General features: G+C 72.1%; 23 protein-coding genes and 1 riboswitch. Of the genes, 12 read left to right on the forward strand and 11 right to left on the reverse strand.

What is annotated here, in order from left to right; genetic code table 11:
* Positions 1-47: 47 nt before the first annotated feature.
* Positions 48-491, forward strand: coding sequence for a hypothetical protein (locus J2853_RS14570; protein ID WP_307558169.1), 444 nt, complete (start codon positions 48-50; stop codon positions 489-491).
* Positions 492-655: 164 nt separating this feature from the next.
* On the opposite strand, the gene J2853_RS14575 is transcribed toward J2853_RS14570, so the two are convergent.
* The 5 genes from J2853_RS14575 to J2853_RS14595 form a co-directional block, all read right to left on the reverse strand.
* Positions 656-1,396, reverse strand: a complete 741-nt coding sequence (locus tag J2853_RS14575) for an ABC transporter permease (RefSeq protein ID WP_307558171.1) — start codon at positions 1,394-1,396, stop codon at positions 656-658.
* A gap of 30 nt (positions 1,397-1,426) precedes the next feature.
* Positions 1,427-2,311, reverse strand: a complete 885-nt coding sequence (locus J2853_RS14580) for an ABC transporter ATP-binding protein (protein ID WP_307558174.1) — start codon at positions 2,309-2,311, stop codon at positions 1,427-1,429.
* A 28-nt stretch (positions 2,312-2,339) separates the two neighbouring features.
* A complete protein-coding gene (locus J2853_RS14585) occupies positions 2,340-2,639 on the reverse strand; it encodes a transcriptional regulator (protein ID WP_307558176.1) in 300 nt (99 codons plus the stop codon).
* Positions 2,636-3,265, reverse strand: a complete 630-nt coding sequence (locus tag J2853_RS14590; RefSeq protein WP_307558178.1) for a hypothetical protein — start codon at positions 3,263-3,265, stop codon at positions 2,636-2,638. The genes J2853_RS14585 and J2853_RS14590 overlap by 4 nt, the downstream gene beginning before the upstream one ends.
* Positions 3,266-3,709: 444 nt before the next feature.
* Positions 3,710-4,159, reverse strand: coding sequence for a hypothetical protein (locus tag J2853_RS14595; RefSeq protein WP_307558180.1), 450 nt, complete (start codon positions 4,157-4,159; stop codon positions 3,710-3,712).
* A 141-nt stretch (positions 4,160-4,300) separates the two neighbouring features.
* Here J2853_RS14595 and J2853_RS14600 point away from each other — a divergent pair, with 141 nt between their 5' ends.
* From J2853_RS14600 to J2853_RS14610, 3 genes are all read left to right on the forward strand, one after another.
* A complete protein-coding gene (locus tag J2853_RS14600; protein ID WP_307558182.1) occupies positions 4,301-5,494 on the forward strand; it encodes an RNA-guided endonuclease InsQ/TnpB family protein in 1,194 nt (397 codons plus the stop codon).
* A 358-nt stretch (positions 5,495-5,852) separates the two neighbouring features.
* On the forward strand, positions 5,853-6,581 hold the full coding sequence (locus J2853_RS14605) for a CHAP domain-containing protein (RefSeq protein ID WP_307558184.1): 729 nt from the start codon (positions 5,853-5,855) through the stop codon (positions 6,579-6,581).
* Between the two features lie 56 nt (positions 6,582-6,637).
* Positions 6,638-7,567 (forward strand): siderophore-interacting protein, encoded by a 930-nt coding sequence (locus J2853_RS14610; RefSeq protein ID WP_307558186.1) that lies wholly within the window; start codon positions 6,638-6,640, stop codon positions 7,565-7,567.
* A gap of 39 nt (positions 7,568-7,606) precedes the next feature.
* Here the strand turns inward: J2853_RS14610 and J2853_RS14615 are convergent, their stop codons facing one another.
* A complete protein-coding gene (locus J2853_RS14615; RefSeq protein ID WP_307558187.1) occupies positions 7,607-8,554 on the reverse strand; it encodes an AraC family transcriptional regulator in 948 nt (315 codons plus the stop codon).
* A gap of 80 nt (positions 8,555-8,634) precedes the next feature.
* Here J2853_RS14615 and J2853_RS14620 point away from each other — a divergent pair, with 80 nt between their 5' ends.
* Complete coding sequence (locus J2853_RS14620) at positions 8,635-9,477, forward strand: NAD(P)H-binding protein (protein ID WP_307558188.1); 843 nt, start codon at positions 8,635-8,637, stop codon at positions 9,475-9,477.
* A 120-nt stretch (positions 9,478-9,597) separates the two neighbouring features.
* Complete coding sequence (locus J2853_RS14625) at positions 9,598-10,113, forward strand: anthrone oxygenase family protein (RefSeq protein WP_307558190.1); 516 nt, start codon at positions 9,598-9,600, stop codon at positions 10,111-10,113.
* A gap of 112 nt (positions 10,114-10,225) precedes the next feature.
* Here the strand turns inward: J2853_RS14625 and cobN are convergent, their stop codons facing one another.
* Complete coding sequence (cobN, locus tag J2853_RS14630; RefSeq protein ID WP_370879263.1) at positions 10,226-13,855, reverse strand: cobaltochelatase subunit CobN; 3,630 nt, start codon at positions 13,853-13,855, stop codon at positions 10,226-10,228.
* Between the two features lie 211 nt (positions 13,856-14,066).
* Positions 14,067-14,251: riboswitch (cobalamin riboswitch) on the reverse strand.
* Positions 14,252-14,279: 28 nt separating this feature from the next.
* Here cobN and cobG point away from each other — a divergent pair.
* The 3 genes from cobG to J2853_RS14645 are packed head-to-tail and all read left to right on the forward strand — an operon-like array spanning position 14,280 to position 17,742.
* Positions 14,280-15,596 carry a precorrin-3B synthase gene (cobG, locus tag J2853_RS14635; RefSeq protein WP_307558193.1) on the forward strand — a complete coding sequence of 439 codons (1,317 nt, stop codon included), beginning with the start codon at positions 14,280-14,282 and terminating at the stop codon, positions 15,594-15,596.
* Positions 15,593-16,219: a precorrin-8X methylmutase gene (locus J2853_RS14640; RefSeq protein WP_307558195.1), complete on the forward strand. Its 627-nt coding sequence runs from the start codon at positions 15,593-15,595 to the stop codon at positions 16,217-16,219. Before cobG ends, J2853_RS14640 begins: the two co-directional genes overlap by 4 nt.
* Positions 16,216-17,742, forward strand: a complete 1,527-nt coding sequence (locus tag J2853_RS14645; RefSeq protein ID WP_307558198.1) for a precorrin-2 C(20)-methyltransferase — start codon at positions 16,216-16,218, stop codon at positions 17,740-17,742. The genes J2853_RS14640 and J2853_RS14645 overlap by 4 nt, the downstream gene beginning before the upstream one ends.
* A gap of 11 nt (positions 17,743-17,753) precedes the next feature.
* Here J2853_RS14645 and J2853_RS14650 read toward each other — a convergent pair whose 3' ends face one another.
* Positions 17,754-18,518, reverse strand: coding sequence for a cobalt-precorrin-6A reductase (locus J2853_RS14650; RefSeq protein ID WP_307558200.1), 765 nt, complete (start codon positions 18,516-18,518; stop codon positions 17,754-17,756).
* A 155-nt stretch (positions 18,519-18,673) separates the two neighbouring features.
* Between J2853_RS14650 and J2853_RS14655 the strand changes: the two genes are divergently transcribed.
* Positions 18,674-19,747 (forward strand): cobalt-precorrin-5B (C(1))-methyltransferase, encoded by a 1,074-nt coding sequence (locus tag J2853_RS14655; protein ID WP_307558202.1) that lies wholly within the window; start codon positions 18,674-18,676, stop codon positions 19,745-19,747.
* Positions 19,748-19,799: 52 nt separating this feature from the next.
* Here J2853_RS14655 and cobM read toward each other — a convergent pair whose 3' ends face one another.
* The 3 genes from cobM to J2853_RS14670 all read right to left on the reverse strand — a co-directional run bounded on the left by cobM (position 19,800) and on the right by J2853_RS14670 (position 22,385).
* Entirely contained in the window at positions 19,800-20,543 is a 744-nt protein-coding gene (gene cobM / locus J2853_RS14660; RefSeq protein WP_307558204.1) for a precorrin-4 C(11)-methyltransferase, read from the reverse strand.
* 182 nt (positions 20,544-20,725) lie between these two features.
* On the reverse strand, positions 20,726-22,003 hold the full coding sequence (cbiE, locus tag J2853_RS14665; RefSeq protein ID WP_307558206.1) for a precorrin-6y C5,15-methyltransferase (decarboxylating) subunit CbiE: 1,278 nt from the start codon (positions 22,001-22,003) through the stop codon (positions 20,726-20,728).
* Positions 21,996-22,385 (reverse strand): pyridoxamine 5'-phosphate oxidase family protein, encoded by a 390-nt coding sequence (locus J2853_RS14670; RefSeq protein WP_307558208.1) that lies wholly within the window; start codon positions 22,383-22,385, stop codon positions 21,996-21,998. The genes cbiE and J2853_RS14670 overlap by 8 nt, the downstream gene beginning before the upstream one ends.
* Positions 22,386-22,805: 420 nt before the next feature.
* Between J2853_RS14670 and J2853_RS14675 the strand changes: the two genes are divergently transcribed.
* Both J2853_RS14675 and J2853_RS14680 read left to right on the forward strand, forming a co-directional pair.
* Complete coding sequence (locus J2853_RS14675) at positions 22,806-23,279, forward strand: low molecular weight protein-tyrosine-phosphatase (RefSeq protein WP_307558210.1); 474 nt, start codon at positions 22,806-22,808, stop codon at positions 23,277-23,279.
* Positions 23,280-23,504: 225 nt separating this feature from the next.
* Entirely contained in the window at positions 23,505-25,103 is a 1,599-nt protein-coding gene (locus J2853_RS14680) for a peroxidase family protein (protein WP_307558211.1), read from the forward strand.
* Positions 25,104-25,175: the final 72 nt, after the last annotated feature.

Here is a 25,175-nt window from a genome sequence, read left to right on the forward strand (position 1 = left end):
GGATGGACGTTGTCTTAGCCCGGCCGTGACACCGGAGGGGAGAAAGCATGGCGATGCGCCGGCGGCTGCTGCTGGCCGTGACCGGTTGGCTTGCCACGGCGCTCGTCGCGACGGCGGCGGGAGTCACCGTTCTGAACGTGCTGGGCGGTTCCCTGACCGGCGCCGGTGGTCACGCCCTGACGCCGGAGGAGGTCCGCGCGGAGCTGATCGCCGCCGCCACCCGCCCGCCCCTGCCGTCCTCGGCCGCCTCCCCCGAGCCGTCCGCTCCCGCGAAGGTGCTCAGCACCGGCGGCGGCACCGTGGTCGCGGTCTGCCAGGACGGTCTGGTCCGCCTGCGCTCCTGGAGTCCCGCCCAGGGATACTCCGTCGACGACGTCGAACCGGGTCCCGCGCGCCAGACGGAGGTGGAGTTCGAGTCGGACCGGTCGGAGCTCAAGGTCGAGGTCCGGTGCGGGGCCGACGGCCTTCCCGTTCACACGGTGGAGTCCTAACGCCCGGTTGACTCGTTCCCAGCGGCTTCGGCGAGAAAGGCGTCGGCCGGCTTTCCGAGGAAAGCCGGCCGACGCCTTTACAATGTAGATCAGATGAGGACGGAGGAGGCCGCCGTGACCCCGTGACAGCGGCCTCCTCCGCCGGTCTTCCCCGGAGGCGGGCGTCAGGAGAAACGGCGGCCCTCGTCACGGCGGTAGGCCCAGACGGCGAGAGCGCCGAAGACCACGACCCACACGCCCAGCATCACCAGGGAGAGCACGTTGGGAGGGAAGTCCGTACTCGCCGCCCAGACCAGCTCGACCGCTCCCCGGGCCGGCAGGTAGGGGGCGATGATCTGGATGAACTCCGGGGCGCCCGCCGGAGGGCCGGTGAGCAGCCCGGCGCCCACGGCCATCGGGAAGAACACCACCTGGGCGACGACGATCGCGGCCTTGGACGGCAGCGCGTAGCCGATGAACAGGCCCATCAGGGTGAAGGGGATCGACCCCAGCAGTACGGCGGCCAGGCCGAGCACCAGCTGTGCGGGGGTCACCGTCGCCTCGGTGAGAAAGGCCGCGATGAGCAACACGGGAATCATCGCGATCCCCATGATCGCGATCACGCTGAGGATCCGTCCGGTGAACCTGGCCAGCGGCCCGGCCGGCAACGTGCGCAGGTAGGGATCCCACGGCTGGGCCCGATCCTCCGCCACCCCGATGCCGTAGGTGAACAGGCAGGCCGACATGACCGCGAAGACCAGCATCGCCCCGGTGGAGTAGGTCGCCGCGACCGGATCGTTCCCGGTGAACGGCACCACGAAGAACAGCATCGACATCGCCGGGAAGGCCGCGCTTCCGACCACCGCGATCGGTACGCGGACCGTCTCCAGGAATTGGTATCGGGCATGGGTGAGAACGAGGGACATCACAAGCTCCTGTTGATGAACGGGGCGGGGTCAGGCCGTCTGGGATTCGCGGGCGGTGATGGTGAGGAAGGCCTCTTCGAGGGAGGTGGGCCGGATCTCCAGATCGGAGAAGGGAACATCGGCCCTGACCAGCTCGCGGACCAGGGCGTCGGCGTCGGCGGTGAGCAGGTGCGTGCGGGAGCCGTCGTGCTCGACGCCGAGGACGCCGGGCAGATCGGGAAGCTCGGCGCTGGTGAGGGTGACGCGGCGGATGCCGACCAGGCCCCGGATCGCGTCCATGGTGCCGTCGGTGAGCACCCGGCCTTCGCCGATCACCACGACCCGCTCGGCCAGCGCCTCGATCTCCTCCAGGTAGTGGCTGGTGATGACCACGGTCCCGCCCTCGGCGTGGAAGTGGCGGATCCCGTCCCAGAGCGCGCGACGGGCCTCGACGTCGAGCCCGGTGGTGGGCTCGTCGAGGAAGACCAGCCGGGGATCGCCGACGAAGGCCAGCGCCACCGCCAGGCGTCGCTTCTGCCCGCCGGACAATCCTCCGATCTGCCGCCGGGTGAGGTCCTCGAGGCCGAACCGCTCCAGCAACGCCCCACGGGCGACCGCGGCGGGGAAGTGCGCCGCCACGAAGTCGACGCACTCGCCGACCCGCAGCGTCGGCGGCAGGCCGGTCTCCTGCGGGGTGACCCCGACGCCGCGGCGCCGGACCGGGTCCAGGGGCGAGCCGCCGAGCAGCTCGACGGTGCCCGACGTCGGCCGCCGCAGTCCGGCGAACAGGTTGACCAGGGTGGACTTGCCCGCGCCGTTCGGCCCGAGCAGTCCGACCAGCTCTCCGGCGTGGATGTCGAGGGAGACCCGGTCCAGCGCCGTCACCGCGCCGTACCTCCGGGTGGCCTCGACGGTGCGAGCCAGGATCTCTGCCATGGGGGGTCCTCTTCTTCTCCGTCGGGTTCTACGTCAGGTCGAGTAATTCGCGGATGGCGGTGGTGTAGTCCTCGAAGGCGCGGCGCCCCTGCCGGGTCAGGGCGACGTAGGTCGCGGGGGTGCGCCCCCGGTGGGTCTTGATGATCTCCACGTAGCCGGCCTCCTCAAGCTTGGTGAGGTGCACCGACAGGTTTCCCGCGGTCATCCCGAGCAGGTCCTTCAGCCCCGGGAAGGTGATCTGGTTCTCCTCGCCCAGGGCGTTGAGCGTGGTCATCACCCTCAGCCGGGCCTGCGCGTGGATGACGGGGTCGAGCTCGTGCGCGGTCATGTCCTGTCCCGCTGCCGCCACCACTGCACCACGCCGACGGCGGCGAACCCGCCGCCCGCGCCGACGGACATGAGCAGGGCGTGCAGGGCAGGGCCCCCCACGGCGCCGATCACGTTGAACACCGCGACCCCCGCGCCGAGGTAGAACATCGTCGGCCTCCCCCAGAGCGCGCCTCCGGCCATGTAGAGGACGGCCACGATCGTCATGGACATCACCCCCCAGAGCAGGCCGATCTCGTCCGGCGGCAGCAGGAGGCTGAGCCGGGTGCCGAGCGCGCCCATGCAGGCGAAGCCGAAGGCCCAGGCGAAGCCGTACATCATGCCTTGTTCCCCGGACTTGCCCCGCACCTGGCCGGCCGCTCCCTTCCACTGCGTGAGGGAGTTGCTCGCCATGGCCAGGAGCATGAAGGGGAACAGCACCGCGAGCGCCACGCTCTGGGTGATGAAACCGTAGGTGTAGTGCAGGAACAGGGCGCCGAAACCCACCAGCCAGGCGACTCCCCACGGGGTGTACATCATCAGCGGGTTGCCGCCGAGCCCCACGCTCGTCCTGACCTGCTGCTTCTCGATCAGCCGGAGCGTCTCCTCGGGGCTCAGGGGCCTCTCGTCGTCCTCAAGCCGGTCCATGAGCCCACCCTCAAACTAGTTTGCGCTTCAAACTTCTGGTTTGAACTGTAAACCACGCTGCGACTCAAACTCAAGGGGATATTTCTGGCTTCATGTGAAATGCCCGCGGTGAGTCGTGGTCCCGCCCTCGACTGGTTGATCCGGCCTCCCCTGTTCAAGGGCTCCGGCCTGGGATTCGAAGGCTCTGACCTGGGAGGAGAGGGGGCGTCGCGCTAAGGTGCGGCCGTGAGCCGGTCTTCGCGGGACGGGATCGTCACCGCGTGCGCCAGGAAGGCTCCGGCCAGGTCGCGTAGTGGTCCGGCGATGCTCCCTGTCCCCTGCGGAGGCGGTGCACGGCCGGTGAACCGTCCGGCGGTCACCGCCGCGGGTGGTCGGTGGCGTAGACCCGGTCTTGGGCGGAAACGGGTGTCGAAGCCGGTGGCCGCGGCGGATGGTCGGCGCGGACTACTTCGTTCGCGGGCGGTTGCCCCACTTCGGCTTGCGGAACAGGTCGCGTCGCTCCAGGAGGTAGGCGAGTTTCGAGGCGGCGACCCTGACCGTCTCCTCGTAGCGGTGACGCTTCTCCGGGACGACCGCACTCCAGCGTTCGAGCAGGACGGCCATCTCGTCGGCGATCTCGCCGATCACCCGGTAGCGGGTGCTGAAGGTGTAGAGGTCACCGTGCACCTCGTTGACCAGGGCTTCGTCGACCTGCCGGGTCAGCGGCCTGATCTTCTTGAGGATGTCGGCCTCCATCGCCGGGGTGACCGGCGCCCGGCGGGCGTCGCCGTCCGGAACCATGATGAGCGCCCGGATCCGCGTGATGGCCAGGGTCCGTTCCGGCTGCGGGGTCGAGGGATGCTCGGCGAGGTCCAGAAGACGCCGGAGGGTCTCCTGCGTCTTGTCGTCGAACATAGAAACCCAATCCGCCTTCGTGTCCTGTCACCGAGCACCTGCAGCGTGGAGGTCCCGTCCTTCAGGACGGGAAGGAAACACGTAACAGCCACCCATGATGATCCCCCGGTTTTGTCGGTGGGCATCGGTAGGTTACTCGGTGTGTCCCGCTATCGGCTGCACCCCTCACCCGCCCAGGAGGCGGCGCTGATGGAGCACTGCGGGCAGGCTCGATATGTGTGGAACCTGGCCGTGGAACAACACGCCCACTGGCGGCCCGGGCGCACACCGGCGCCGGGGTTCACCGAGCAGTGCCGCCAACTCACCGAGGCCCGCGCCGCCTCGCCGTGGCTGGCCGCCGGGTCGATCATCGTCCAGCAGCAGGCGCTGAAGGACTTCCGCCAGGCGATGGCGAACTTCTTCGGCACAACCCACCGGCGGCCGAGGTGGCGTCGGCGTGGCCGCGGTGAGGGGTTTCGGATCGTCGCGGTCAAACCCGGTGATGTGCGCCGCCTGTCGCGCAAGGTCGGCCAGGTGCGCATCCCCAAAGTGGGATGGGTGCGATTCCGCTGGTCGCGCCCGGTGGAGGAAGCGAAGTCGTTTCGCGTCACCCGGGATGCGGCGGGGCGCTGGCATGTGGCGTTCGCGATCATCCCGGAGCCGATTCCGGCCCCGGGGACCGGTGCGGTGGTCGGGGTGGATCGGGGGGTGGTGGTGTCGGCGGCGTTGTCCACCGGTGAGCCGCTGACCGTTCCCACCTTGAGTCCAGGGCAGAAGAAGCGGCTGGTGCGGTTGCAGCGTGCTCTGGCCCGCGCCCGGTCCGGGTCCAAGCGCCGCGCCAAGGTCAAGACGGCCATCGCGAGGCTGAAGGCCCGGGAGGGTGATCGGCGCAAAAATTGGGTGGAGCAGACCAGCACCGATCTGGCCCGCCGCTTCGACGTGATCGGCATCGAGGACCTGAAGATCTCCGCGATGGTCCGGTCGGCGAAAGGCAGTATCACGGCGCCGGGTCGGAACGTGCGCCAGAAGGCGGGGTTGAACCGGGGCATTCTGGCCAGTGGGTGGGGGCGGTTGGCGGCCCGGCTGGAGCACAAGGCTCCGGGCCGGGTGTGGAAGATTGATCCGCGGTATACGTCGCAGACCTGCAATGCGTGCAAACACGTCGCCCGGGAGAGTCGCGAGAGCCAAGCGCTCTTCTCGTGTGTGGCATGCGGGCATCGGGACCACGCTGACGTCAACGCGGCGAAGAACCTCCGAGATACCGCCGCGGGATATGCGGTGGCTGCGCGGGGAGGCTCGCCGTTGGGCGGGCCTGCGAACCGCGAACCTCAACGTGACCTCCTCCTGGTGGGGTAGGTGCCGTTGGAATCCTCTGCCCGAAAGGCAGAGGAGGATGTCAAATGCTATCGACCAGGCGGTGCCCGTTCTCCCACTCCCCGAGCCGATGGGCGTACGGCGGGCGTACGGCGGACGCCGACGCGGACCGCAGGCAGGCGGCAGGCGGCAGGCGGCAGGCGGCAGGCGGACGATGATAGACGATGAAAGGCCGACGTTCACCCCCTCCATCAAATCCGGTATTCGACGGCCCCCTGGTGTAGTTATTTGTTGGAATATCCCCACTTTTCCATTTTTCTGCGAATAAAGTCCAGCGTTGTCGGACGGTGACCACCCTTCACGGAAGGGCGCAGCGGAGTGGACGGGGTGGCTGACGGCCATGGATCCGATCGGTGACGATCTGCTCAGAATCATGGAGCCGGAGCTCGGATACAGGGAAGGGCCCGGACAGCACAGCAAGTTCGGCGAGTGGTACTCGCTCACGGTCGACCAGGACCCCCAGTACAAGACGGCTCCCTGGTGCGACATGTTCATCGCCTGGGCCGCCGAGCGGGCGGACGTCGAGGAGTTCGTCGGCCAGTTCGCCTGGACGCCCTCCCACGCCCGCTGGTTCGAGACCCAGGGCGCGTGGTCGCAGACCCCCGAGGCCGGGTCCCTGATCTTCTTCGACTGGTCGGGCGGCAAGGACATCAAGGGCATCGACCATGTCGGCGTCGTCGAGCGGGTGGAGGGTGGAACGATCCACACCATCGAGGGAAACGTCGACGGGGTCTGGCTCAAGCGCAAGGCACGCGACGAGAGCAAGGTCGTCGGTTACGGGTCGCCGCGCAAGGTCAAGGAGAACCTGGCCGGTGTCACGGCCGGACAGGACGCGTCCGTCCTGCAGGCGGCGGGGCGGATCGAGGTCCGCCCCGCGCTCGTGCCCGGCTCCATGATCCTGACCGACTATCCGGGGAGGTTCCCGATCTCCCTGGAGGCGGCCCCCGTCGCGGCGCTGCTGACCCTCATCCTCGGAATGACGTTCGTCCTGGTCAGGGCTCGCCCTCATACCTCGACGGGGCGCCATCGCAGAAAGCGGCGGAGGCGTGAGCCGTACCGGCTTGATTAATAAGGTTAGGCAAAGCTAAGTTTCTCGCGACGATGTTTCCGAGCTAAGGCGGCGCGATGACAGCCGGCAGCGAGCAGACCATGGAGCGTACGGCGGAGGCCCCCGCCTATCGGCCCTTCCACGTGGAGGTCCTGCGGACGCGACGGCTCAGCCCGAGTTTCGTGCGGGTCACCTTCGGCGGCGAGGAACTGTCCGCCTTCGCCGACGAGGGCTTCGACCAGCGGATCAAGGTGGTCTTCCCGCTGTCCTGCGGCGGCTTCACCCCCGTCGGCGACGGCGACGACTGGTACCGGCGCTGGCGCGCGCTCCCCGCGGAGCTGCAGAACCCGATCCGCACCTACACCGTGCGCGCCGTACGGCCGGAGCTGCGCGAGCTCGACGTCGACTTCGTCCTCCACGGCGAGACCGGTCCCGCCTCCCGGTGGGCGATCCACGCCGCTCCCGGCCACCGGGTCGTGGTGATCGGCCCCAACGCCGCCCACCTCGGCCCCACCGGCGGCCAGGAGTGGGCTCCGCCCGCCGGGGCGTCGCACCTGTTGCTGGCCGGCGACGAGACGGCCGTCCCCGCCATCACCACCATCGCCGAGGCGCTCTCCGGCGGCGTGCGGGCCACGGTCCTGCTCGAGGTTCCCCGCTCCGCCGACGTACTCCCCCTCGACGTCCGGCCGGGCGTGGAGATCACCTGGTTGTCCCGCGGCGGAGCCCGTCACGGCGACCTGCTCATACCCGCCGTCCGCGACGTCCTCGCCGGGCTCGAAGCACCCGGCACGACGACGGGAACGGACCTGGAGGACGTCGACATCGAGGCGGACACCCTCTGGGACGTCCCGGAGGTCTCGGGCGGCGACGGACTCTACGCCTGGCTGGCGGGCGAGGCCGGTGTGGTCAAAACGCTCCGCCGCCACCTCGTGCAGGAGGCGGGGATCGACCGTTCCTCGGTCGCCTTCATGGGCTACTGGCGGCTGGGACGTTCGGAGCTCGGCTGAGATCCCCGTCCCTCCCGGTGCGGGCCGGAGGGACGGGGATCACCTCCCGGACGCCCCCACGCGGTGCTCCTGCGGGCTGATGCCGCGCACCCGTTTGAAGGCGGTGCTGAGCGCGAAGGAGCTGCCGTAGCCGACCTGCCGGGCCACCGCGCCGACGGTGGCGTCCCGCTCGCGCAGCAGATCGGCGGCCAGGGCCAGCCGCCAGCCGGTGAGGAACGTCATGGGCGGCTCACCGACCAGCTCGGCGAAGCGGCGGGCCAGGGCCGCACGGGACACCCCGGCCCCCGTGGCCAGCGTGGACACGGTCCAGGGGTGGGCGGGGTTGTTGAGCAGCATCCGCAGGGCCTTGCCCACCACGGGGTCGCTGTGCGCCCGATACCAGGCCGGGGCCTCGGCCTCCTGGAGGGCGAACCAGGTCCGCAGGACGGCGATGAGCAGCAGATCCAGCAGCCGGTCGAGAACCGCCTCCTGGCCGGGCTCGTCCTTGACGATCTCGGAGGCGAGCAGCGGGACGAGGGGGCAGTCCCAGGCGTCCTCCTCAAGGACCAGCAGCGTGGGCAGCGCTTCGAGCAGCCGCTGGCTGATCTCTCCGCCCATCTGGTACGTGCCGGTGAGCATCACGGTCGAGCCCGCCGAGCCGTCCGGGTCGCCCCAGGTGCGGACGCCCAGATTCATCGACTGGGACAGGTCCTCCCCCTCCGGGGTGGTACAGCGCTGCCCGGGGTGGATGACGATCTGGGGCGGTGTCGCCGGGTCGTCGGCGACGGTGTACGGCTCGGGGCCGCGCGTGATCGCGACGTCCCCGGGGCGCAGCCGTACGGGCTCACCGTCGTCGGGGACCACCCATGCCTCGCCCCGCACGACGGCCACCAGGGTGAGCGGCGCCCGGTCCTGAATGCGGAGGGACCAGGGCGGGTTCATGATCGAACGGAGGAGGAACGCTCCTCTGGCCCGAGGGCCGTCCAAAAGACCGGTGAATGCGTCCACCCCTCGATCCTAGACGCAGGAACATGGAATTGAGCCTCTCAACCATGTTCCGTCTCACTGTGAGGGGCTTTACTCGAAGCATGACGAACAACGATCACATGAAGAGAACGACGCTGGTCCTCGGCGGCACGGGCAAGACCGGCCGCCGGGTGGTGGAGCGGCTCACGGCGCGGGGCCTGTCTCCGAGGGCCGGTTCCCGCTCGGGCGAGCCGCCGTTCGACTGGGAGGACCAGGCCACCTGGGCGCCCGTGCTGAAGGACGTCGACGCGGTCTACCTGTCGTACCAGCCGGACCTGGCGTTCCCCGGCGCCGTCGCCACGGTCCGTTCGTTCACCGCGCTGGCGGTCGAGAGCGGTGTGCGGCGGCTGGTGCTCCTGTCCGGCAGGGGCGAGGAGGAGGCCCTGGCCTGCGAGCGGACGGTGCGGGGCTCCGGCGCCGAGTGGACGATCCTGCGGTCGAGCTGGTTCTGCCAGAACTTCAGCGAGGACTACCTGCTGGAACCGGTGCTCGGCGGCGTGGTCGCGTTCCCCGCCGGGGACGTGGCGGAGCCGTTCATCGACGTGGAGGACATCGCGGACGTCGCGGTCGCGGCGCTGACGGAGGACGGGCACGCGGGGCAGCTCTACGAACTGACCGGCCCCCGGCTGCTGACCTTCGCGGACGCGGCCGGCGAGATCGCCAAGGCGTCCGGGCGGGAGGTCGAGTACGTGCCGGTCTCCTTCGAGCAGTACGCGGCCGCGCTGGCGGAGCACGGCGTGCCGGCCGAGTACGCGACGCCGCTGCTCGACCTGTTCGCCAGGGTCCTGGACGGCCGCAACGCCTACCTGACGGACGGCGTCCGGCGCGCCCTGGGACGGGAGCCCCGGGATTTCACCGACTACGCGCGGGACGCCGCCGCCACCGGTGTCTGGGGCGGCCGGTAGGACGCCGGCGGCCGCGCGCACGAACTCCGTTTTCCCGCGGCTGCTCGTAAGCCCAGAATCTCCGTGGGAAACGCGTGCGATGTCGTGCTGAAGGATTTGATTCACATCATGGAGGTTGAGATGTTGGGGTTTTTCCGGCCCGTGGTGCTGATCGCGGCCACGATGACCGTGGGGCTCGTGGCGGGTCTCTTCTACGCCTATTCCTGCTCCGTCATGCTCGGTCTGGGCCGGGCGGAGGACCGGACCTTCGTCGACGCGATGCAGGGGATCAACACGGCGATCCTCAACGGCTGGTTCTTCCTGTGCTTCATCGGCTCGCTGGTGCTGATCATCCTGGCCGCGGTGCTCCATCTCCGCGAGGACGGGCGGTCCCTGCTGCCCTGGATCGTGGCCGCGGCCGTCATGTACGGGGCGACGCTCGTCATCACCGCCGTCGTCAACGTGCCGCTCAACAACGCGCTCGACGCCGCCGGGGAACCCGGCCGGATCGCCGATCTCGCGGCGGTGCGCGAGCGGTTCGAGTCGACGTGGGTCTACTGGAACGTCGCCCGCACGGTGACGTCCACGGCCGCGTTCGGCTGCCTCACCTGGGCCCTCGTGCTGTACGGGCGCATCACGACCTCGGGCGGAGCGTGACCCGCCCCTTCGACTCCTCGCGCGCCGCTCCCAACCGGGGGCGGGGCGGCGGGCGAGGAGTCGAAGGGGCGCCGCCGGGGCGCCGAGTGGACCATTCGGCGCCCCGCGCCGGTCAGGCTCCGTCTTCGAGGTCTCCCTCGGACTTGAGGTAGACCTCCTGGAGGTCGCGCAGGATGTCGGGGTCGGGGTGCTCCCACATGCCCCGGCCGGCCGCCTCCAGCAGCCGTTCGGCGATGCCGTGCAGCGCCCAGGGGTTGGACGTGGCGAGGAAGGCCTGGTTCTCCGGGTCGAGCACGTAGGTCTCGGCCAGTTTGTCGTACATCCAGTCGGCGACCACCCCGGTGGTGGCGTCGTAGCCGAACAGGTAGTCGACCGTGGCGGCGAGTTCGAAGGCGCCCTTGTAGCCGTGCTTGCGCATGGCGGTCAGCCAGCGGGGGTTGACCACCCGGGCGCGGAAGATCCTGGAGGTCTCCTCCGAGAGCGTCCGGGTGCGGACGGCGTCCGGCCGGGTGCTGTCACCGATGTAGGCGGCGGGGGCCTTGCCGGTGAGCGCGCGGACGGTGGCGATCATTCCGCCGTGGTACTGGAAGTAGTCGTCGGAGTCGGCGATGTCGTGCTCGCGGGTGTCGACGTTCTTGGCCGCCACCGCGATCCGGCGGTAGGCCGTCTCCATGTCCTGCCTGGCCGGGACGCCGTCGACGCCGCGGCCGTAGGCGAAGCCGCCCCACACCGCGTAGACCTCGGCGAGGTCGGTGTCGTCGCGCCAGTTGCGGCTGTCGATCAGCGGTAGCAGCCCGGCGCCGTAGGCTCCCGGACGGGATCCGAAGATCCGCATGGTGGCCCTGCGTTCGTCGCCGTGCCCCTCCAGGTCGGCGAGCACGTGCGCCCGGACGTAGTTGTGCTCCTCGGGCTCCTCCTGGGCGGCGGCCAGCCGTACCGCGTCGTCCAGCATCGCCACGACGTGCGGGAACGCGTCGCGGAAGAACCCGCTGATCCTGACCGTGACGTCCACGCGCGGGCGGCCGAGCTCCCCGGCCGGGATCGGCTCCAGCCCGGTCACCCGCCGTGAGGCCTCGTCCCACACCGGGCGCACGCCGAGCAGGGCCAGCACCTCGGCCACGTCGTCCCCGGCGGTGCGCATGGCGCTGGTCCCCCACACCGACAGCCCGACCGAACGCGGCCAGTCGCCGGTGTCGTTCCGGTAGCGCTCCAGCAGGGAGTCCGCCATCGCCTGGCCGGTCTCCCAGGCCAGCCTGCTCGGCACCGCCTTGGGGTCGACGGAGTAGAAGTTGCGGCCGGTGGGGAGCACGTTGATCAGCCCGCGCAGCGGCGAGCCGCTCGGTCCCGCCGGCACGTAGCCGCCGTCGAGGGCGTGCAGGATCGCGTCGATCTCGTCGGTGGTCCGCGCCAGCCTGGGCACGATCTCCGTCGCGGCGAACCGCAGGATCCGCTCCACCTGCCCGGTGTCCACCACGGTGCCCCCCATGACACCCGCGACGGTGTCGAGGGACAGGACGGCGGCGGTGACGTCGGCGACGGCGGACGGCTCCCAGGCCCGGTGTTCCATGGCCTCGACCAGCGCGCGGGCCAGCGTCTCGGCCTCGTCCGTGCCGATCCGCCCCGCCGTGCCGTCCTCGGCCAGGCCGAGGGCCTCGCGCAGGCCGGGAAGGGCCTCGCTGCCGGCCCACATCTGGCGGGCGCGGAGCATCGCCAGCACCAGGTCGATCCGCGTCTCGCCCTCGGGGGCGAGGCCCAGCACGTGCAGGCCGTCGCGGATCTGGACGTCCTTGACCTCGCACAGCCAGCCGTCGACGTGCAGCAGGAAGTCGTCGAACTCCGCGTCGTGCGGGCGGTCGGCGAGACCCAGGTCGTGGTCGAGTTTGGCGGCCTGGATGAGGGTCCAGATCTGGGCGCGGATCGCCGGGAGCTTCGCCGGGTCCATCGCCGCGATGGAGGCGTGCTCGTCGAGGAGCTGCTCCAGCCGGGCCATGTCGCCGTAGGTGTCGGCGCGGGCCATCGGCGGGACGAGGTGGTCCACCAGGGTGGCGTGGGCGCGCCGCTTGGCCTGGGTGCCCTCGCCGGGGTCGTTGACCAGGAACGGATAGATCAGCGGCAGGTCGCCGAGCGCGGCGTCGGGGCCGCAGGAGGCGGACATCCCGTTGGACTTGCCGGGCAGCCACTCCAGGTTGCCGTGCTTGCCCACGTGGACCACGGCGTGGGCGCCGAAGCCGTCGGCCAGCCAGCGGTAGGCGGCCAGGTAGTGGTGGCTGGGCGGCAGGTCGGGGTCGTGGTAGATCGCGATGGGGTTCTCGCCGAACCCGCGCGGGGGCTGCACCATGACCACGACGTTGCCGGCGCGCAGCGCGGCCAGCACGATCTCACCCTCCGGGTCCTGTGACCTGTCCACGAACAGCTCGCCGGGCGCCGGGCCCCAGTGCTCCTCCATCCGGGTACGCAGGTCTTCGGGCAGGGTGGCGTACCACTCGGCGTAGCGGCTCGCCGCGATGCGCACCGGGTTGCCCGCGAGCTGCTCCTCGGTGAGCCAGTCCGCGTCCTGCCCGCCCGCGGCGATCAGCGCGTGGATCAGCGCGTCGCCGTCCTGCTCGGTCACGCCCGGCAGTTCGCCCTCGGCGCCGATGTCGTAGCCACGTTCGCGCAGCACGGCCAGCAGCCGCACCAGGCTGGCGGGGGTGTCCAGGCCGACGGCGTTGCCGATCCGGGAGTGCTTGGTGGGGTAGGCCGACAGCATCAGCACGAGCTTCCGCTCCCCGGCGGGGACGTGCCGCAGTACGGCGTGCCGCACCGCGATGCCCGCCACGCGTGAGGCCCGTTCGGGGTCGGCCACGTAGACGGTCAGCCCGTCCTCGTCGATCTCCTTGAAGGAGAACGGCACCGTGATGATCCGCCCGTCGAACTCGGGGATCGCGACCTGGGTGGCCGCGTCCAGCGGCGACAGGCCGTCGTCGCTGTCGGTCCAGGACGCCCGGCTGCCGGTCAGGCAGAGTCCCTGCAGGATGGGCACGTCCAGGTCGGCGAGCGCGCCGACGTCCCAGGACTCGTCGTCCCCGCCGGCCGACGCGGTCGCCGGCCGGGTCCCGCCCGCGGCGAGCACGGTCACCACCAGGGCGTCCACCGTGCGCAGCGCCTCCAGCAGGCCGGGCTCGGCGGTGCGCAGGGAGGCGCAGTAGACGGGCAGCGCCCGGCCGCCCGCGTCCTCGATCGCCGCGCAGAGGGCCTCGACGAAGGCGGTGTTGCCGGCGACGTGGTGGGCCCGGTAGTAGAGCACCCCGACGACCGGCCCGTCCTGGCGACGGCTCTCGCGCTCCAGCACGCCCCAGCTCGGGGTGGGGGCGGGCGCGGCGAACCCGTGCCCGGTGAGCAGCAGGGTGTCGGACAGGAACCGGTGGAGTTCGACGAGGTTGGCGGGCCCGCCGTGGGCCAGGTAGGCGTGCGCCTCCGCGCAGACCCCGCCGGGCACGGTGGACAGCTCCATCAGCTCGGCGTCGGGCGCCCGCTCGCCGCCGAGCACGACGACGGGCCGGGGCCCGGCGAGCAGGGCGTCCAGTCCCTCCTCCCAGGCCCGGCGCCCGCCCAGCAGGCGGACCACCACCGCGTCGACGCCCTCCAGCAGGGGCGGGAGGTCCTCGGCGGAGAGCCGGGCGGGGTTGCCCAGCCGGTAGTCGGCGCCGCTCGCGCGGGCGCTGAGCAGGTCGGTGTCGGAGGTCGAAAGCAGGAGGATCACGCGCCACACTCCAGGGAAAGCGGGACGGTACGGCCCGGGGATGCCACAGGGTGGCGGAACGGCGAGAACGGGGCGGTACGCCCAGGGGATGCCACAGGGTGGCGGAACGGCGAAGGCGGGACGGTACGGCTCAGGGGTGCCACGAAGTGGCGGGGGAACGGCGAAAAGCGCACAGGGCTTCCTCCCTCGGGGTCCTCGCCCCGGGTCGTCGTCGGCTACGACGGCTGGAGTCTCCTGGCTCCCGGATCGGTGCTCACCCCGGCCTTCCCGTCCGTCGTCGGACAGTGACCTGGGTGGGGTTCGCTCCCCGGTTACAGTGGCGGGACCGCGCCGGACTCACACCGGCTTCCTCCCTTTTGCCATCGCAATGATGACACTACGGCAGTCCCCTTCCTTGCAAGAAACTGGCGTTAACATCCTGAGCGTGGTCATTGCACACTTTTCCGGACGATCGCGACTTGACGCATGTCCCGGGGCGCTCCAGGTGCACGCCGCCGCCGACGGCGGCCTGGCGCGCGTCCGCGTTCCCGGAGGCCGGTTGACGACCTCCCAGCTGCGGGAACTCGCCGGAGCCGCCTCCACGTACGGCAGCGGTGTCATCGAGCTGACCTCCCGGGCCAACGTCCAGGTGCGCGGCCTGGGCGAGGGAGGTGGATTCGCGGCCCGCATGGCGGCCGCGGGCCTGCTGCCCTCGGCCACCCACGAGCGGATCCGCAACGTCCTCGCCTCCCCCCTGACCGGTCTCGACGGCGGCGGGATCACCGACGTCGGCCCGCTGATCTCCGAGCTGGACCGGCACCTGTGCGCCCGGCCCGCCCTCGCCGCCCTTCCCGGACGGTTCATGTTCGCGCTCGACGACGGCCGCGGCGACGTGGCCGGGCTCGGCGCCGACGCCACGATCCTGCCGACCGGCCCCGACGAGGCCGCGGTGGTCCTCGCGGGCGTCGACGGCGGCCTGCGCGTCCTGCTGGACGCGGCGGTGCGGGCCCTGCTCACCGCCGCCGAGGAGTTCCTCGCGGAACTGGCCGCCCAGCAGATCACCGCCTGGCGGATCGGCGAGCTGGAGGACGGCCCCGCACGGGTCGCCGCCCGGATGCGCGCCCGCTCCGGCGAGTACCCGCCGCTCCCCGGCCATGACCCCGCACGGGCCGCCGGGACCGCCGCGTCCGCCGCCCCCCTGCGGCTTCGCCCCGTCGGGCTCGGGCCGGTGGGCGTCGTCGAACGACCGCGCGCGTCCGCCGACCGGCGGGTCGCCCTCGGGGTCGCGGTGCCGCTGGGACGGCTGACCTCCGCCCAGGCCGAACTGCTCGCCGGCCTGGCGTCCTGCGGAGAGCTGCGGCTCACCCCGTGGCGGGGCATGGTCCTGCCCCGGCTGGACCGGAAGGAGGTCGCCGGGACGGCCGCCCGGCTGGCGGAGGCCGGTCTGGTCACCGACCCCGCCTCACCGTGGATCGGCGTCACCGCCTGCACCGGCCGTCCCGGCTGCGCCAAGTCGCTGGCGGACGTGCGGGCCGACGCGACCCTCGCCATCACCTCGGTACGGAACGAACCGGCTGATTCCGGTACGCTCCCCGTGCACTGGGCGGGCTGCGAGAGGCGCTGCGGTCGCCCCAGGGGACGAGTCGCGGACGTGGTCGCCACCGGCGACGGGTACCGCCTGGACCTGGACGGCCGGAGCCTAGCCTGTGCGGACATCGAAGAGACCGCGGCCGCGATGACGGCCGCCAGAGGGGAACTGTGATCGACTACGTCCGTGACGGCGCCGAGATCTACCGCCGTTCCTTCGCCACCATCCGCGCCGAGGCGGACCTGAGCGGCATGCCCGCGGACGTCGCCCAGGTGGCGGTCCGCATGATCCACTCCTGCGGGATGGTCGACCTGGTCACCGACCTCGGATGGTCTCCAGGTGTCGTGGCGTCGGCGCGCGAGGCCCTGCGGGCGGGCGCCCCGGTGCTGTGCGACGCGACGATGGTCTCCTCGGGGGTGACCCGGCGCCGCCTTCCCGCCGACAACGAGGTGATCTGCACGCTGGGCGACCTCCGCGTGCCGGAACTCGCCGAACGGCTGGGCACCACCCGCAGCGCGGCCGCCATGGAGCTGTGGCGGGAGCGGCTGGAGGGCTCCGTGGTCGCGATCGGCAACGCGCCCACCGCGCTGTTCCGGCTGCTGGAGATGGTCGAGGAGGGCGCCGGGCGACCGGCCGCCGTCCTCGGGATACCGGTCGGCTTCATCGGCGCCGCCGAGTCCAAACAGGCCCTCGCGGAACACGGGGCCGGCCTGGAGTACCTGGTCGTGCACGGCCGCCGGGGCGGAAGTGCGATGACCGCCGCCGCGGTCAACGCGATAGCGAGCGAGGACGAATGAGCGACATGCTGACCGGACGGCTCTGGGGTGTGGGACTCGGCCCCGGGGATCCCGAACTGGTGACCGTCAAGGCCGCCCGCCTCATCGGCGAGGCGGACGTGATCGCGTTCCACAGCGCCCGGCACGGCCGGAGCATCGCCCGGTCGGTGGCCGCGCCGTACCTGCGGGACGGCCAGATCGAGGAAGCCCTCATCTACCCCCTCACCACCGAGACCACCGACCACCCCGGCGGCTACCAGGGGGCCATCGACGACTTCTACGCCGCCTGCGCGGTGCGGCTGGCGGCCCATCTGGACGCCGGGCGCGACGTGGTGGTGCTGTGCGAGGGCGACCCGCTCTTCTACGGCTCCTACATGCACATGCACAAGCGCCTGTCGCACCGCTACACCACCGAGGTGGTCCCCGGCGTGACCTCGGTGAGCGGCGCCTCCGCGGTCCTCGGGCGCCCGCTGGTCGAACGGGACGAGATCCTGACCGTGCTGCCCGGAACGCTCCCGGCCGAGGTCCTCGCCGAGCGCCTGGCCGCCACCGACTCGGCGGCGGTGCTCAAACTCGGCCGGACGTTCACCAAGGTCCGCGACGCGCTGGCCGAGGCCGGGCGCCTCGACGAGGCCTGGTACGTGGAGCGCGCCACCACCGGCGGGCAGCGCCTGGCCCCGCTCGCCGAGGTGGACCCGGACAGCGTGCCGTACTTCTCGCTGGCCCTGATCCCGAGCCCGGCCAACGCGGCGCCGGCCGCGGCCGCGCGGGAGAGCGAGACCTCGGCCGCCGGGACCTCGGGCGAGGTCGTCGTGGTCGGGCTCGGCCCGGCCGGACGGCCGTGGCTGACGCCCGAGGCGCAGGAGGCGCTGGCCGCCGCCGACGAGCTCATCGGGTACGGCCCCTACCTCGACCGGGTGCCGCCCAACCCGCGCCAGCTCCGCCATCCCACCGACAACCGGGTGGAGGCCGAACGGGCCGCGCACGCGCTGGAGCTGGCCCTCGCCGGATCCCGGGTGGCGGTGGTCTCCTCGGGTGATCCCGGGGTGTTCGCCATGGCCAGCGCGGTGCTGGAGGTGGCGTGCGAGCCACGGTTCGCCGACGTCCGGGTGCGGGTGCTGCCTGGCCTGACCGCGGCGCACGCGGTGGCGAGCCGGGCGGGGGCGCCCCTGGGTCACGACTACTGCGTGCTGTCGCTGTCGGACCTGCTCAAGCCCTGGGAGGTCGTCGCCGAGCGGATCAGCGCCGCGGCGAAGGCGGACCTGGTCCTGGCGATCTACAACCCGGCCTCCAAGAGCCGCACCTGGCAGGTGGCCGCCGCGCGGGACCTGCTGCTGGAGCATCGCGCGCCGGAGACCCCCGTCGTGATCGGCCGCGACGTCGGCGGAGCGGGGGAACGCCTGACCTTCACCACGCTCGGCGAGCTCGATCCCGCCGTGGTCGACATGCGCTGCCTGCTGATCGTGGGGTCCTCCACCACCCGCGTGGCCGAGCGGGGCGACGGCGGCCGGGTGGTGTTCACCCCCCGCCGCTACCCGGCGTGAACACCTCCCCGCTACCCGGCGTGAACGTCTCCGGCGCCCGCCACGGTCTCCAGCCAGGCGACCGCGTCCTCGACCGTCTCCACCGCGGTGACCCCGCCGGGCGGGGGCGGGCGCCGTACGATCACGACCGGAAGCCCGAGCTCGCGGGCGGCGAGCAGCTTGGCCGTGGTCATCTCGCCGCCGCTGTCCTTGGTGACCAGCATGTCCACCCGGTGCTCGCGCATGAGGGCCAGCTCCCCCTCCACCGTGAACGGGCCGCGGCTGAGCAGCACCTCCAGGCGGCGCGGGAGGGGCGGCTGCGGCGGGTCCACCGAACGGGCCAGGAACCACAGGCCGTCGAGGCCCGCGAAGACCGGCAGGCTGCGGCGGCCGGTGCTCAGGAACACCCGTTCCCCCAGCTCGGGCAGCGACTCGGCGGCGGCGGCGAGCGAGGGCACCCAGCGCCAGTCGTCACCGGGACCCTCCTGCCAGCCGGGGCGCCGCAGGATCAGCAGCGGCACGCCCGCCCTGCCCGTCGCCTCGACCGCCGAGGCGGTCATCCGCGCGGCGAACGGGTGCGTGGCGTCCACGACGACGTCGATCCGGCGCTCGGCCAGCCAGGCCACCAGCCCCTCGGGGCCGCCGAACCCCCCCTCGTGCACCTCCCCCACCGGCAGCTTCGGATTGCGCACCCGGCCCGCCAGAGAGGACACCAGATGTGTCCCGGCACGCCCGGCGAGCGCCGCGGCCAGCCGCCTGGCCTCGTCCGTGCCGCCCAGCACCAGGATGTTCAGCACACCGTCCCCTTTTCCATGTCGACCGCGTATCTTCCACCGCGGGACCTCGCCCCGCGGTCTCCTTCGCCACGAGACGTCGCGACGTGTCCCCCGCCGCGCCCTCCGCGCCCTCCGTCACAGGACCTCGCCCCGCCATGCCGACCGATCCTCGCACCATGAGCGCGCCCCTGCGCCACGGGTGGACCACCGGCGCCTGCGCGACCGCGGCCACCGCCGCCGCCTACACCGCGCTGCTGAGCGGCGAGTTCCCCGACCCGGTGGAGATCACGCTGCCCAAGGGGCAGCGCCCCGCGTTCGCGCTGGCCAGGGAGGAGCTGGCGGAGGGCCGGGCCATGGCGGCGGTGGTCAAGGACGCCGGCGACGACCCCGACGTGACGCACGGCGCGCTGATCTCCGCGACGGTACGGCACGGCGCCCCCGGCACCGGGACGGTGTTCGTGGCGGGCCCGGGAGTCGGCACCGTCACCAAGCCCGGACTCCCCCTGGACGTGGGCGAACCGGCCATCAACCCGGTGCCCCGGCGGATGATGCGCGAGCACGTCGCCGAGGTGGCCGCCCGGCACGGGGGCAGCGGCGACGTGGTCGTGGAGATCTCGGTGGAGCACGGCGAGGAGCTGGCCCTGCGCACCTGGAACCCCCGCCTGGGCATCCTGGGCGGGCTGTCGATCCTCGGCACGACCGGCGTCGTCGTGCCGTACTCGTGCTCGGCCTGGATCGACAGTATCCGGCGCGGCATCGACGTGGCCAGGGCCGCGGGCTACACCCATGTCGCCGGATGCACGGGAAGCACGTCGGAGAAGGTCGCCGCCGAGCTGTACGGGCTGCCGGACGACGCCCTGCTGGACATGGGCGACTTCGCGGGAGCCGTGCTGAAATACCTGCGCAGGCACCCCGTCCCCCGGCTGACCGTCGCCGGGGGCGTCGGCAAGCTCTCCAAGCTCGCCGACGGTCACCTCGACCTTCACTCCGGGCGCTCGCAGGTCAACCCCGGCATGCTCGCCGAGATCGCCCGCTCGGCGGGAGGCTCTCCGGGCCTGGCCGAGCGGGTGCTGGCCGCCAACACCGCGCTGCACGCCCTCCGGCTCTGCCAGGAGGAGGGCCTGCCGCTGGGCGACCTGATCGCCGAACGGGCCCGCCTGACCGCCGTCGGCGTGCTGCGCGAGGCGCCGGTGGAGGTGGACGTGGTGGTCATCGACCGCGCCGGGGTGATCGTCGGCCGCGCGGGATGAGCGGGCCCGGCCGCGGCGGCCGGCAGTCCCCGGCCGCCGCGGGACGGCCGGCTCAGTCACGGCAGCGGGCCGCCGAGTACAGATGGCTGTCGGGAAACTCGGAGGCGGTCAGCACCCGGCCGACGACGATCACCGCGGTACGGAGGATCCCCGCGGCGCGGACCTGCTCCGCGATGTCGGCCAGGGTGCCGCGCAGGATCACCTCGTCGTCCCGGCTGGCCCTGGCCACCACCGCCACCGGGCAGTCGGCGCCGTAGTTGGCGACGAGTTCCCCGGCGACCGCCTCGATGCGCTGCACCGCCAGATGGAGGACCATCGTGGCCCGGCTGCGCCCGAGCGTGTCCAGATCCTCGCCGTCGGGCATGGGCGTGGCCCGCACCGAGGTCCGGGTCAGCACGACCGTCTGCCCCACGCCGGGCACGGTGAGCTCACGCCTCAGCGACGCCGCGGCGGCGGCGAACGCGGGCACGCCGGGGATCACCTCGTAGGGCACCCCGGCCGCGTCCAGCCGCCGCATCTGCTCGGCCATCGCGCTGAACACCGACGGGTCGCCGGAGTGCAGCCGGGCCACGTCGTGCCCGGCCTCGTGGGCGGCGAGCAGCTCCGCCACGATCTCCTCCAGGGCCATCCTCGCGGTGTCGACCAGCCGCGCGCCGGGCGGGCAGGACTCCAGCAGCTCGGCCGGGACGAGGGATCCGGCGTACAGGCACACGGGCGAGGACGCGATCGCCCGCTGCCCTCGCACGGTGATCAGGTCCGCGGCCCCGGGACCCGCCCCGACGAACCGCACCGTCATCGTTCACCCTCCGACTGAAAACGTCTCACCCGAACACACTCCCCTTGAACAGGGCCCACTTCGACACCTCTCGAACACGCGCTCCACGCGAGGACGCCGCTTCTGTGCGTCCCCGCGAACGCGACCTTCTGAGCACATCCCGGCCCGGCGCGGCCTCTCCCCGGCCACGCGCCGTCACTTCGTCACACGCCGTCGCCGTCCGGAGTCCGGGGGAACGGCTTGACGACCGTCCAGATCGTCACCGGCATCATGGACCGCCAACCGGTGAAGCCTCCGACCGGGGCCGCCCTGCCGACCGCCAGCCGGACCAGGTCGCCGCCGAGTTCGCCGTACCGGGAGGCCAGGACCGTCTCCGACTCGACGGTCACCGCGTTGGCCACCAGGCGCCCGCCCGGGCGCAACGCCTCCCAGCAGACGTCGACCATCCCCGCGGCGGTCGCCCCGCCGCCGATGAAGACCGCGTCGGGTTCCTCCAGCCCCGCGAGCGCGGCGGGAGCCGCGCCGGTCACCACCTTCAGGCCGGGGACGCCCAGCGTCGAGGCGTTGCGGGCGATCCTGGCGGCTCGCTCGGGGTGGTTCTCCACCGCGACCGCCCGGTTGGACGGGTGAGCGCGCATCCACTCGATCCCGATGCTGCCCGCCCCCGCGCCGACGTCCCACAGCAGCTCGCCGGGGGCGGGCGCCAGCCGGGACAGCGTCACCGCGCGCACCTCGCTCTTGGTGAGCTGGCCGTCGTGCTCGAACGCCTCGTCCGGCAGGCCCGGGACGCACGGCAGCGGCACCGCACCGGCGTCGGCGCGGCACTCCACGGCGACGACGTTGAGATCGTGGGTCACGGGCGGGGACCAGTGTCCCGCCGTACCGGAGATCACGCGTTCCTCGGCTCCGCCGAGACGCTCCAGGACCGTCATCGGGCTCCCGCCGTACCCGCGCGCGGTGAGCAGCTCCGCCACCCGGGCCGGGGTGCGGCCGTCCGCGCTGAGAACCAGGACGCGACGGCCGGCGTGGATCGCGGTGTGCAGCGACTCGACCGGCCGCGCCACGAGGCTGACCACCTCGACCCGGTCGGCGGCCCAGCCGAGCCGGGCGCAGGCCAGGGAGACCGCCGACGGATGCGGCAGCACCCGCACGCGGTCCGCGCCGAGCAGCCGGACCAGCGTCGTGCCGATGCCGTGGAACATGGGATCGCCGCTGGCCAGCACGCACACCCGGCGGCCCCGGTGGGAGGCGATCAGCGCGGGCAGGGCCGGAAGCAGCGGCGAGGGCCACGCGACGCGTTCGGCGGCCGGTTCAGGGACGAGCGCGAGCTGCCGGGCGCTGCCCATCAGGACCTCCGCGGCGTGCAGCTCACGCCGCGCCGCCGGGGAGAGACCCTCCCAGCCGTCGGCACCGAGGCCGACGACGGTGACGGGGGCGGGGGTGACGGGAACGGCGGCGGTGACGGGAACGAGGTCAGACATTGCCCAGTATCCGGGTGACGCTGATCTCGATCACGACGCGGGCGGGGTTCTCCCGAGGTTGCCGGTAGCGCTCGGCGTACCGGCGTTCGGCGTCGGCGACCGAGGCGGGATCCCTGCGGATCACCGCGCGCCCCTCAAGGGTCGACCAGCGGCGCCCGTCCACCTGGCAGACCGCGACCGCCGCGCCCTCGTCTCCGGCGGCGAGCACGTGGCGAACCTTGTGCGAGCCGCCCGAGGTGATCACTCGTGCCGTCGCGGAGCCGACGTCCAGCGTCACTCCCACCGGGACGACGTGCGGCGTGCCGTCGGCGCGCACGGTGGTCAGCGTGCACAGGTGACGCTCCTGCCAGAAGGCGCGGAATCCCTCTCCGAGGTCCTTCAACTCCCACCCCTCCTGTTGTCTCCATGTCGTGCGCCGGGATCTTCCGTGCCCCCACCGGGCGACATGGTAGCCGTGACGGGGGCCCGACGACGGATCGCCTCCCCGGGCTCCGGGAAGGCCGCCCGCCGCGGCCGGTGCGGCACGGGTCCGCCGGCCGAACCGGGCCGGAGGCGGACGCCCGTCCACGGACCCATCGAACAGCACGCCCGATCGATCCGCCGCACCGCCCCCGCGGGAAGGCACACGTCCTTCTCGGTCCTTCCCGGTGTCCCGCCCTCGCGTGACCGCGACGGCCCCGGCGAGACCTCGCCGCACGGCCCGCCGGGACCTCGCTGCGCCGCCCGTCGGGACCGGATCCGTCCTGGCACGCGCCCGGACCCGAAGGTGCGACGGTACGGCGCCGGCGGCATCCTGGTAGGCATGAGCTACCACGTGTGTCTGGTCTGCATGGGAAACATCTGCCGCTCCCCGATGGCCGAGGTGGTGTTGAGGAAGACCCTCGACGACCACGGCCTGGGCGACCTCGTCACGGTCGACAGCGCGGGCACCGGGGGCTGGCACCAGGGCAGCCCGATGGACGAGCGTGCCGCCGCGGTGCTCGCCGACCACGGCTACGACGGCTCCTCGCACCGGGCCAGGCAGTTCCTGGGCGGCTGGTACGGCCGGATCGACCTGGTGCTGGCCATGGACGGCGAGAACCTGCGCGCCCTGCGCCGTCTGGCCCCCGACGACGCCGACGTGCGGTTGTTCCGCTCGTTCGACCCGGCCGCGCCCGAGGGCGCCGAGGTTCCCGATCCCTACTACGGCGACGGCGAGGGCTTCGCCGAGGTGCTGAAGATGGTCAAGGCGGCCTCCGAGGGCCTGGCCGGGCATCTGGCGGACAGGCTCCGGTGAGGCCTGGGCCTTCGGGGCCTGTGCCCCGCTCCGGCCGTCGCGAGGCCCCGCCCTTCACAAAGTAATTCAAGCACCGATCACCGGTACGGCCTCACCCGCGAACACCCTCGGCCGATTACCGAATGTTGACTGACACTCACGCTTCGTGTTACCTCTTGGTCGCGCACCGGCCCCTTCCCTGCCCGCTTCCCGCTCGGGCTCGGCCACGCACTGGAGGCGACACTCATGATCAACCGCGATCTCGACCGGATCGGCCTGCGCAACTGGATCGAATACACCATCGGCTCCAGCGGCGCCGCGGCATGGCGGTTCGTCGAGCGCACGCCCTCCCTGCGCCACCTGGCCAACCGCCAGTTGATCAATCGCGCCGTCGCCAAGCTGCCGGCCCGGCCGTATCCGTTCAGCACCCTCTCCCCCTACACCTCGTGGAGTTCGCTCACCGACCGGACCTACTGGTCGCGCCACCTGCCGCCCACGCCGTCGGCCGGGGAAGGGCTCCCCGCGCCCGCGGACACGGCCCGGCTCTTCGCCCGCGAGGGCGAGACGATCCACTGCCCCCGCTCGACCGTGCTCTTCGCCTACTTCGCCCAGTGGTTCACCGACGGGTTCGTCCGCGGCGACTCGACCGCGCCCCGCGATCCGGCCGTCAACACCTCGCCCCACGACATCGACCTCAACCAGGTCTACGGCCTCACCCCGGCCGTCACCGCCAGGCTCAGGACCTTCTCCGGCGGCCTGCTCAAGACGCAGCGGATCAACGACGGGGAGTTCCCGCCCTACCTGTGCTCCGACGGCGAGATCAAGCCCGAGTTCGAGGGGCTGAGCGTGGTCCGTTTCGCGGACATGCCCCGGGGCATGCGCGACACCCTGTTCGCGATGGGCAGCGACCGGGCCAACGTCCAGATCGGCTTCACCATGATCAATGTGCTCTTCCTCCGGGAGCACAACAGGATCGCCCGCCTCCTCGCCGGCCGCCATCCGGGCTGGGACGACGAGCGCCTGTTCCAGACCGCCCGCAACATCGCCATCGTCCTCCTCCTGAAGATCATGCTTGAGGAGTACATCAACCACATCACGGCCTACCGGTTCCGCTTCTTCACCGACCCCCCGGCCTTCTCCAAGGCCGACTGGCAACGGACCAACCACGCCAGCGTCGAGTTCAACCTCGTGTACCGCTGGCACAGCCTGCTGCCGTCCACGCTGCTCGTCGCCGGACTGAACCTGCCGCTGCTATCCACCCTGGCGGCGAACAACCTGCTCACCGAGCACGGCCTGGGCCAGGTCTTCGAAGACTCCTCACGGCAGCGGGCCGGGCGCATCGGCCTCTTCAACACCGCCCCCGACCTGCTGCACATCGAGGCGCTCAGCATCGCCGAGGCCCGCACGCTCCACCTGGCCTCCTTCAACGACTACCGCGCCTGCTGCGGCTTCCCCCGCCTGACCTCCTTCGGCCAGATCTCCGCCGACCCGCGCGTCCGGCGGGAGCTTTCGGCCCTGTACCGGAGCGTCGACGACGTCGAGTTCTACGTCGGGCTGTTCGCCGAGGACCCGTTACCGGGCTCGATCCTGCCGCCGCTGATGCAACGCCTGATCGCCATCGACGCGTTCTCACAGGCCTTCACCAACCCGCTGCTCGCGCCGCTGGTCTTCACCCCCGCCACCTTCTCCCCCCTGGGCATGGAGATCATCGACCGGACGTCCAGCCTGAGCGACCTGGTCAACCGCAACATTCCCGAGCAGCCCCGCGAGCGGACGGTCAGCATGACGGCGCGCGACGCGGCGTACGACCCGAAGCGGACGAGGAGCGCGCGTCCCAGGCGATGACCCCGCCGAGGAGACGACCGGTCCGGCGCCGTGCCCACCGGTTGCGGCGGACGGCGGAACGGGGGCGCGGAC

It is taken from the genome of Streptosporangium lutulentum (genome assembly GCF_030811455.1).
Lineage (GTDB): Bacteria > Actinomycetota > Actinomycetes > Streptosporangiales > Streptosporangiaceae > Streptosporangium > Streptosporangium lutulentum.

Coding starts and splice junctions, on each gene's coding strand:
- J2853_RS14675 (WP_307558210.1), top strand. CDS start 22,806: ATGAGCTACCACGTGTGTCTGGTCTGCATGGGAAACATCTGCCGCTCC.
- J2853_RS14570 (WP_307558169.1), top strand. CDS start 48: ATGGCGATGCGCCGGCGGCTGCTGCTGGCCGTGACCGGTTGGCTTGCC.
- J2853_RS14580 (WP_307558174.1), bottom strand. CDS start 2,311: ATGGCAGAGATCCTGGCTCGCACCGTCGAGGCCACCCGGAGGTACGGC.
- cobM (WP_307558204.1), bottom strand. CDS start 20,543: ATGACGGTGCGGTTCGTCGGGGCGGGTCCCGGGGCCGCGGACCTGATC.
- J2853_RS14625 (WP_307558190.1), top strand. CDS start 9,598: ATGTTGGGGTTTTTCCGGCCCGTGGTGCTGATCGCGGCCACGATGACC.
- J2853_RS14585 (WP_307558176.1), bottom strand. CDS start 2,639: ATGACCGCGCACGAGCTCGACCCCGTCATCCACGCGCAGGCCCGGCTG.
- J2853_RS14590 (WP_307558178.1), bottom strand. CDS start 3,265: ATGGACCGGCTTGAGGACGACGAGAGGCCCCTGAGCCCCGAGGAGACG.
- J2853_RS14655 (WP_307558202.1), top strand. CDS start 18,674: ATGAGCGCGCCCCTGCGCCACGGGTGGACCACCGGCGCCTGCGCGACC.
- J2853_RS14605 (WP_307558184.1), top strand. CDS start 5,853: ATGGATCCGATCGGTGACGATCTGCTCAGAATCATGGAGCCGGAGCTC.
- cbiE (WP_307558206.1), bottom strand. CDS start 22,003: ATGTCTGACCTCGTTCCCGTCACCGCCGCCGTTCCCGTCACCCCCGCC.
- J2853_RS14575 (WP_307558171.1), bottom strand. CDS start 1,396: ATGTCCCTCGTTCTCACCCATGCCCGATACCAATTCCTGGAGACGGTC.
- J2853_RS14680 (WP_307558211.1), top strand. CDS start 23,505: ATGATCAACCGCGATCTCGACCGGATCGGCCTGCGCAACTGGATCGAA.
- J2853_RS14620 (WP_307558188.1), top strand. CDS start 8,635: ATGACGAACAACGATCACATGAAGAGAACGACGCTGGTCCTCGGCGGC.
- J2853_RS14610 (WP_307558186.1), top strand. CDS start 6,638: ATGACAGCCGGCAGCGAGCAGACCATGGAGCGTACGGCGGAGGCCCCC.
- J2853_RS14595 (WP_307558180.1), bottom strand. CDS start 4,159: ATGTTCGACGACAAGACGCAGGAGACCCTCCGGCGTCTTCTGGACCTC.
- J2853_RS14645 (WP_307558198.1), top strand. CDS start 16,216: ATGAGCGACATGCTGACCGGACGGCTCTGGGGTGTGGGACTCGGCCCC.